The sequence below is a fragment of the Pseudopedobacter sp. genome (assembly GCF_040392825.1).
Taxonomy (GTDB): Bacteria; Bacteroidota; Bacteroidia; order Sphingobacteriales; family Sphingobacteriaceae; genus Pseudopedobacter.
On the sequence record NZ_JBEBVH010000186.1, the window covers coordinates 1 to 8,309 of the forward strand.

Below are 8,309 nucleotides of genomic sequence, written 5' to 3' on the forward strand. Positions count from 1 at the left end.
GTCAACCCGGTAGTCTCCCGAACAAAGTCTATTAAAGTGAAAATGCCCCTGTTGATTTGCAGGAGCTTCTTTAGCTGTATTGACAATACTTATACTTGCTCCGGGAAGCTCCTTTCCGGTTATTCCATCTTTAACAGTTCCATAAAATACGATATCACATTTTTGCGCTATAGCAGACGTATATAGCAAAAGCAATGCACAAAGTATTAAACAATACTTTTTTACAGTCATCATAAAAATAATAATTAAAAAATAGCTGAATTTTGTCTTATGCTATTTCTACAGGAGGGGCTTTATTGCTTGGGTTTGCAATAATTTTATGGTGGTAACTGGTATAAGTATATTCTTTATAGAAAAAGGATACATTTCTAAAAACAAAATCTTGTTCTGCAAGGATGGCTAAACTAAGATGGAAGTAGTTTGCTGGTTTACAGCAGGGCTTTTCGTATTCCTGGATCTCGGTTAAATGGTGAGATGTATGCCTCGATTCTTTGTGGGTATGTAGAATTTCATGAACGGGAATAACCGTCTGCAGTACAGCGTAAAGAAGAGCAAAAGCAAAAACTCTTATAAACCTATTCATGCCCATAACTGCAAAGATAATGTAAAAACAAATGATGTTATATCTGTGAAATGTAATTTTGGAATAGAAGAAGACCAAATGTTCCAGGCTTCACTCTCAAATATATCATATAAGATTATCTTTGTTTGTATGACAGCAAAAGAAATTAATGCCAAGTTCGCGAGGCTTCAAGATATATTAGCACAGCAATTTGATAATGAGAGACCTGATATAAAAGTAATCTTGTTTCTGATAGGTGTACAAGAATTGGGTAAAGGAGTGCAGAAATTCAGTAAGAGACAAAAAGAAGAATTAATGCATATTGCAACTTGCAGACTTTTTTCTGATATGGGCTTTTATGAGTTGGAAGGCTTAGATCAGGATGGTTGGCCCCATTGGAAAAAAATTAAGCAGATTCCTAATTATACTCTTCTAGAACAGGAGCATTTGCTTAGAACGTTGATTGTTAATTATTTTCAGGATTTATCTCCCGAATTGTAATATGAGGAAGATTTTGATAAGTATTGCATTTGTGTTCCTATCGTTACAGGCCCTGGCTTCAAAGCCCAAAGAAGTGATGATAAAAATTGCAACCGATAAAGGGGATATGGTTCTGAAATTATATAATGAAACACCTAAACATCGTGATAACTTTATTAAGTTAATTAAAGATAAAAAGCTGGATGGGACCTTATTCCATCGTGTTATCAGAGACTTTATGATACAGGGAGGAGATCCGGACTCGAAAAATGCTAAGCCGGGCCAATCTCTGGGAATGGGTGATCTGGGGTATACTATTCCTGCGGAAATCAATCCGAATTTAATTCATAAAAAAGGAGCATTGGCAGCAGCAAGGAATAATAATCCGGAACGGGCTTCAAGTGCTTCGCAGTTTTACATTGTTGGAGGCAAGATTTATAACGATATGCAATTGGCTTATATGGAGCAGGATAAAGGAGTGAAAATTTTGGATGATCATAAGCAAATTTATAAAACAATAGGAGGAGACCCTTTCCTTGATGGGGAGTATACCGTTTTTGGAGAAATGGTAAAAGGTTTAGATGTACTGGAAGTTATTTCTGCAGTTAAAGTAGATAGAAATAACAGGCCCTTAGAGGATATAAGGATGACTGCAAGTCTTCTGAAAAAAAGAGAAATCAAAAACTTGTTGAAAGAGACAGATAAGAATCAAGGCGAAGAATACAAGAAGTAAAATTCACCTACCAAGTACTTAGGAAATGAAAATAATATCATATAATGTAAATGGAATTAGAGCAGCTATAAATAAAGGCTGGCTGGATTGGTTGAAAGCTACAAATGCTGATATAGTTTGCCTTCAGGAGATAAAAGCTACACCAGATCAGATTGCTGATTTACAACAATTGAATGCACTGGGGTACCATCACTTTTGGTATCCGGCTAAGAAAAAGGGATATAGTGGAACTGCAATATTGACCAAAAAAGAGCCCAAACACGTAGAGTATGGGTGTGGGATAGAACCTTACGATGATGAAGGGCGAATAATAAGAGCCGATTTTGATGATTTTTCTGTAATGAGTGCATATTTTCCTTCGGGGTCGAGCGGAGATGAAAGACAAGGTTTTAAATATCAGTTTCTGGCAGATTTTGAAGTCTATGCTGAAGATTTATTGAAATCTTATCCGAAATTGTTGATATGCGGGGACTATAATATCTGTCATAAAGCCATTGATATTCATAATCCAAAATCCAATGCGAATTCATCCGGGTTCCTTCCTGAAGAAAGAGCCTGGATGGAAAAGTTTATCAATTCTGGGTTTATAGATACGTTTCGGCATTTAAATCCAGATCCACATCACTATACATGGTGGAGTTACAGAGCAGGTGCCCGGGCAAAAAATTTAGGCTGGCGTATAGATTACCATTTATTGTCTGCTCCAATGCTTGCTAATATTAAAAGAGCTAGCATTTTACCAGAAGCAAAACATTCTGACCATTGTCCGATTTTATTAGAGTTAGCGCTTTAATTAAAGACTAATCCCCGATTGGTATTCTATAAGATTAAATTCATAGTTCAATCGATTTGAAATACCTGTCGTGTTAAAAGACAGGTATTTTTTCTGAAAGTATTCCTTAAATCCACAAATTGATTGCTATCAATATCTGATTATTAAATGAATTCGTATCTCTTAAATTATCTGGGACTGAAAGTATTTAGTATTTCCATAACCACAATGTATCAGGTAATAGGCTTCTTTTTTCTCATTATATAAGTGCCTTTTTTATTATTTTATTAATGTAGAATATGCTTGTAACTAAATTGTTAATAATGAGTATGATAGGCGGAATGTTGGCTAATGTGTTGGTAAATAGTCAGATAAATAATAAAACTTTTTTTCTATCTAAAATGTTACCTCATGAGTATACTGTAAAATTTTAATATAAAGAATTGATAACATTATATTTAACACTAATTAACACTAATATTAACTAATTTTTATTTCAAGCCATGAAAAAACTTGTACAGAGTTTATTCATTTTGTTGTTTGTTACAACAACTGTGTTGGCGCAAGAGCGCACTATCACAGGAACAGTGACTTCGGCTGAAGACGGGTTGCCTTTGCCAGGAGTTGCGGTTTCGGTTAAGGGAAGCGCTTCCGGAACACAAACAAATGTGAATGGACAGTATTCAATTAAGACGAGCGTTTCAAATCCAGTCTTGGTATTTTCTTTTATAGGAACTAAGACACAAGAGTTAGCAGTGCCTTCGTCTAACGTATTAAATGTAAACTTAGCAACGGATGCAGAGCAATTGAGTGAGGTGGTGGTGACTGGATATACCGTTCAGAATAAACGCGACGCAACCAGTGCCATAGGTAAAATAGGAGAAGAACAAATTGCAAATACGCCGGTAGTGGATCCTAATGATTTATTAAAGGGACGAGTAACAGGTGTTGTAGCGACGACAGGTTCTGGTCAACCAGGAGCAGTTCAGTCTGTAAGAATTAGAGGTATAAACTCTATATCATCTAGTAATGAACCCTTATATGTTATCGATGGTGTTATCATTTCTAGAGGTACACTAAACGGGGCAAATTTAGACCCTGATGATGAAAATAGAGATAACCAAGTTATGCCAACAGATGTTCTGAGCAATTTAAATCCAAATGACATCGAGAGCATGAACGTATTGAAGGATGCATCCGCTATTGCATTGTATGGAGCAAGAGGAGCAAATGGAGTAATTGTTATTACAACTAAGAAGGGGAGTAGCGGTAAGACAGAATTCAATGTCAGAACGCAATATGGAAGTACAAAAGCTAATTTCGGAAATTTCAAATTGATGAATGCCGAGCAATTCATTAATTACGAAACTCAGGCTTTGATAAATGCAGAGGAGGACCCGGCAGTTATTCCGTCTTATCTGGAAGCTCTGGGAGGAAATGTTGATTTTGATTGGAGAGACGCTGCATTTAGAACTGGAACATCAGCCCAGGCAGATATTTCAGCTAGAGGAGGAAATGATAGGACTAGATATTATTTCTCCGCAGGTATAGGAAAACAAGATGGTACTTTGATAGGATCTAATATTAAGAAATATTCTCTTTTATCAAATATTGATCAAAAAGTTAACGATCGTTTTTCAGTAGGGTTGAACTTGAATCTTACTTATAGTGACGGTATGGCAGCTGCGGACGGAGGAAGGTTTGCTAGCCCTATTTTGGGCTATATGGCGACAGCTCCAATCCAATCGCCATATGATGCTGATGGAAATTTATATAGCGGTATGGAAGGTGGCTGGTTCGGCTTAACGGGTGATAATTTCCTGTTTAACACACAGTATAACTTTAATAATAATAAAAATTACAGAACATTAGGTCGTTTAAACGGAGAATATAAAATATTTGATTGGTTGAAAATCTCTCAAAATTTAGCAATAGATTGGGTTAATGCCAGACAGAAATTGTTTCAAGACGCAAGAACTTCAGATGGTATTGGTTCTAATGGATCTCTAACAGATGCTGCTAATGAAAGCAAATTATATACAACTCAAACCTCGCTTTCTGGTAATTACGCTCCAGGAGCAGATCATTCATTGAGTTATTTAGCAATGTTAGAATATACTTTTAAAGATTATCAAACATTGCAAGCAAGCGGGAAGTCAATCTTGTCGAATGAGAGATTTAAATCTTTAAACTCTGCTATATTGCCAGTATCTGTAGGAGGCTTGAGTTCTACACAAGCTATTCTATCTTATATTGGTAACGTTGCATATTCTTATAAATCCAGATATAATTTAAATCTTAGTTTAAGACGCGATGAAGCTTCTAACTTTACAAAGAATAAGGCGGAGACTTTTTATGCAATTGGTGGAGCGTGGAGATTTATAGAGGAAGACTTTATGAAAGATCAGACGCTGTTTTCAAATGCCAAGTTGAGAGCAAGTTATGGTACATCAGGAAATCTTAATGGTTTAAGTGACTTTGTGGCTTATACGCTTTGGGAGCCAGTAAATTATAATGATTTGGCGGGTATTGCACCTATTCAATTAGGTAACGATGATTTACGCTGGGAAAAAACAAAAAGTTTTGATATAGGCCTGGAATTAGGATTTCTAAGCAACAGATTAAATGTGGAAGCTGATTTTTATTCAAAAATTACCGATCAGCAACTGTTTAGACTACCTATTTCTTCCACAACTGGTTTCTTAACCATGCCCATTAATTTAGGTGAGGTTGAAAACAAAGGGTTTGAGCTAGGTATTAACTCTGTTAATATTGATAAAGGCGATTTAAAATGGAGAACCAACTTCAATTTTTCATACAATAAAAATAAAGTATTAGAAACAAAAGATAATCAGGACTTAATTAGTGGGATAAAAATTGTTAGAGAGGGTAATTCTATTGGAACTTACTATATGAGGGAGTGGGCAGGTGTAGATGCAGCCAATGGTGATCCTTTATGGTATAAAGCTGATGGGACAACAACAAATGTTTATAACGATGCCGAGAGAAGATTACTTGGACAGGCTCTACCAAAATATACTTTTGGTTTAAACAATGAAATTACCTACAAAGGATTTGGGTTATCTTTCTTATTATATGCTGTTACAGGGAATAAAATTTATAACCAAACGGCTAGTTATCTAGAAAATACAGCATACATCAATAGTGGATTTAATCATTTAGTTTCCGCTTCTGAAGATTTTTGGACAACACCTGGTGTAGCAGCGAAAAGGCCAAAACCAATTGCAGGAGGAAACAAAAATGAATCTTCTGCATCTAGCCGGTTCCTGGAAAAGGGAGATTATTTACGTTTAAAAAATGTAAGGTTGTCTTATACACTTCCAACCACATTGTTATCTAAGTCAGGGCTTAATAGAGTAACAATATTCGGACAAGGACAAAATCTACTTACCTGGACAAACTACTCTGGAATTGACCCAGAAGTCGAAGCAGATGGCGTTGAGTTTTTCAAATATCCAGTAGGTAAAATCTTTACATTCGGTTTGGATGTTACATTTTAATGAAGTGTTATAAAACTTTTAAAAAAGAAAATCATGAAAAGAATATATAGAATTACACTGTTTATACTTGCGGGTGTAATATTCTTTAGTTCATGTAAAGATGAACTGGATCAAAAACCTCAAGATGCTATGCAGGACGAAGATGCGATCACTGATATTCAGCTTTTGAGATCTGCAACAATCGGTATTTACAATGGTATCAGAAGCTTGGAGTGGTATGGACGAACATACCCAACGATGTTAGAATTAAGAGGCTCAAACATGTATATTGCTGCTAGAAACTCTAACAGATATCGTACCTCATACCAATATAACTATACGCTTTCGGATGTAGACGTTACTGATGTCTGGAATAGAATATATAATGTCATTGCGAGAGCAAATAATGTTATCAATAGAGTAAACGACGTTACCGATGGAACGGTAGATGAAAAGAACCAACTAGTTGCTGAAGCCAAGTTTGTGAGGGCACTTGCTTATTTTGACCTTACACGTGTTTTCGGCAAAACTTATAGTGCAGATAATGGGGCAAGTTTAAGTGTTCCATTGGTGCTAGATAAAAGCAATTCGACTCCAAAAAGAGAGACTGTTAAAGTTATTTATGATCAGATAATTAAAGATCTGATAGAAGCTAAGGCTGATCTTTCAGAGGATACTAATACTAAATTTAGAGCAACATCTTACGCTGCATCTGCTTTATTAGCTAGGGTGTATTTGTATAAAGGAGACGCAGTAAGTAACGATCTGGCGATACAAGAAGCTACAAGGGTAATTGATGCAGGGTATGAATTAACTCCCCCAAATAGCTATAGATATGATGTTTTCTGGGCAACACCAGGACAGTCTGAAGAGATTTTTACCGCTAAGATAACTCAATTTCAAGATTTAGGTTCGGATAACTACGGTCAATTATATGTAAAGGAATTAGGAGGATACGGTGACTTTTTCGTTAGGCCGAGCTTCTATGATTCGTATGATAATGCAGACGTTAGAAAAACTGGAGTAATGAAAGAAGATGAGGTTGCAGAAGCATTAATTACTACAAAATTCTATATGCAAGATAATATTCCAGGGATGTACAGCCCTAAAATATTAAGGCTTGCTGAAATGTATTTTATAAGAGCTGAGGCTAACTTTAAACAGGGTACAACATTAGGAGCAAGTCCACAGGCAGATTTGTCGGCAGTGAGAGCTCAAAGAGGTTTACCCGCTTATACAGGAGCTGTTACATTGGCCGAAATTTTAAAGGAAAAGAATTTTGAATTTGCTTTTGAAGGACATCAATGGCAAGACAATCTGAGAAACGGAATTGTGACAGCAAGGCCAAACATTACCGGAGCAATATCAAACAACGATACGGAGAATTTAGCTGTGAATGATAATAAGCAGTTATTTCCAATTCCACAGAGAGAACTAGACGCAAATCCGAATATTAAACCGAATAATCCGGGATATAATAATTAAATCAAATAACAAAAGCCAGAGAGTTCTTCTCTGGCTTTTGTTTAAAGAAGTTTCCTTCCCAATACTAAAGCCCAATTATTTTCTATGTGTCCTGCAGGGAAATCAAAAATTACCGGATAATTATATTTAGAAACAACATCCATTACAATTTCTTCTACTGAAAATCCGAAAGGAATATCGTTATCTTTCATATTCGAAAAACCGCCAACAATCAAACCTTTTAAGTGCTCTAATTTGCCAGCCCGGTCCAGAGCTCTCAGCATTCTATCTACAGCATAATAATACTCATCAATATCCTCTATAAAGAGAATTTTGTCATCATATGTCGGGTCGCTTTCGGAGCCAAGGACCGAAAGTAAAATGCTTAAGTTTCCCCCAATGATTTCCGCTTTAGGAAACAGTTCTAGTCCATTTACAGGATATTTAATTTTTACTCCGGTTAGTGCTTTTCTTAGAGATTCAATTCCCTCGGCGGTACTATCCGGGATATTTACAGGCATTTGTCCGTGTATAGTTTGAATGCCTAATCTATTTAAATGGCAGTGGAAAACAGTGATATCGCTAAATCCTACTATCCATTTTGGGTGAGATAGCAAATTTGAAAAGTCTATTTTGTCGATGATTCTTACACTTCCGTAACCACCTCTGGCGGCGAAGATTGCTTTAATAGAATTGTCGTTGACAAAGTCCTGGAACTCCTGAGCTCTTAATTCGTCATCTCCGGCAAATTGATGAAATTGCGAACTAACTGTTTTTCCTACAATGACTTCAAAACCC

8 protein-coding genes are annotated in these 8,309 nt (G+C 36.1%); 5 read left to right on the top strand and 3 right to left on the bottom strand.

Features of this window, described 5'->3' with window-relative positions; all coding sequences use genetic code 11:
• Window positions 1–234, bottom strand: a 234-nt coding sequence (locus ABWO41_RS12865; protein ID WP_353138574.1) for a carboxypeptidase-like regulatory domain-containing protein, incomplete at its 3' end; no start/stop codon positions are given.
• Window positions 235–268: 34 nt separating this feature from the next.
• On the bottom strand, window positions 269–583 hold the full coding sequence (locus ABWO41_RS12870) for a hypothetical protein (RefSeq protein ID WP_353138577.1): 315 nt from the start codon (window positions 581–583) through the stop codon (window positions 269–271).
• A 129-nt stretch (window positions 584–712) separates the two neighbouring features.
• Here ABWO41_RS12870 and ABWO41_RS12875 point away from each other — a divergent pair, with 129 nt between their 5' ends.
• From ABWO41_RS12875 to ABWO41_RS12895, 5 genes are all read left to right on the top strand, one after another.
• Window positions 713–1,063, top strand: a complete 351-nt coding sequence (locus tag ABWO41_RS12875; protein ID WP_353138580.1) for a hypothetical protein — start codon at window positions 713–715, stop codon at window positions 1,061–1,063.
• 1 nt (window position 1,064) lies between these two features.
• Complete coding sequence (locus tag ABWO41_RS12880) at window positions 1,065–1,775, top strand: peptidylprolyl isomerase (protein WP_353138583.1); 711 nt, start codon at window positions 1,065–1,067, stop codon at window positions 1,773–1,775.
• Between the two features lie 25 nt (window positions 1,776–1,800).
• Window positions 1,801–2,568 (top strand): exodeoxyribonuclease III, encoded by a 768-nt coding sequence (locus tag ABWO41_RS12885; RefSeq protein WP_353138586.1) that lies wholly within the window; start codon window positions 1,801–1,803, stop codon window positions 2,566–2,568.
• Between the two features lie 482 nt (window positions 2,569–3,050).
• Window positions 3,051–6,068 carry a SusC/RagA family TonB-linked outer membrane protein gene (locus tag ABWO41_RS12890; protein WP_353138589.1) on the top strand — a complete coding sequence of 1,006 codons (3,018 nt, stop codon included), beginning with the start codon at window positions 3,051–3,053 and terminating at the stop codon, window positions 6,066–6,068.
• Between the two features lie 33 nt (window positions 6,069–6,101).
• On the top strand, window positions 6,102–7,532 hold the full coding sequence (locus ABWO41_RS12895; protein ID WP_353138592.1) for a RagB/SusD family nutrient uptake outer membrane protein: 1,431 nt from the start codon (window positions 6,102–6,104) through the stop codon (window positions 7,530–7,532).
• Between the two features lie 41 nt (window positions 7,533–7,573).
• Here ABWO41_RS12895 and ABWO41_RS12900 read toward each other — a convergent pair.
• On the bottom strand, window positions 7,574–8,309 hold a 736-nt coding region (locus ABWO41_RS12900; protein WP_353138595.1), incomplete at its 5' end, for a S66 peptidase family protein.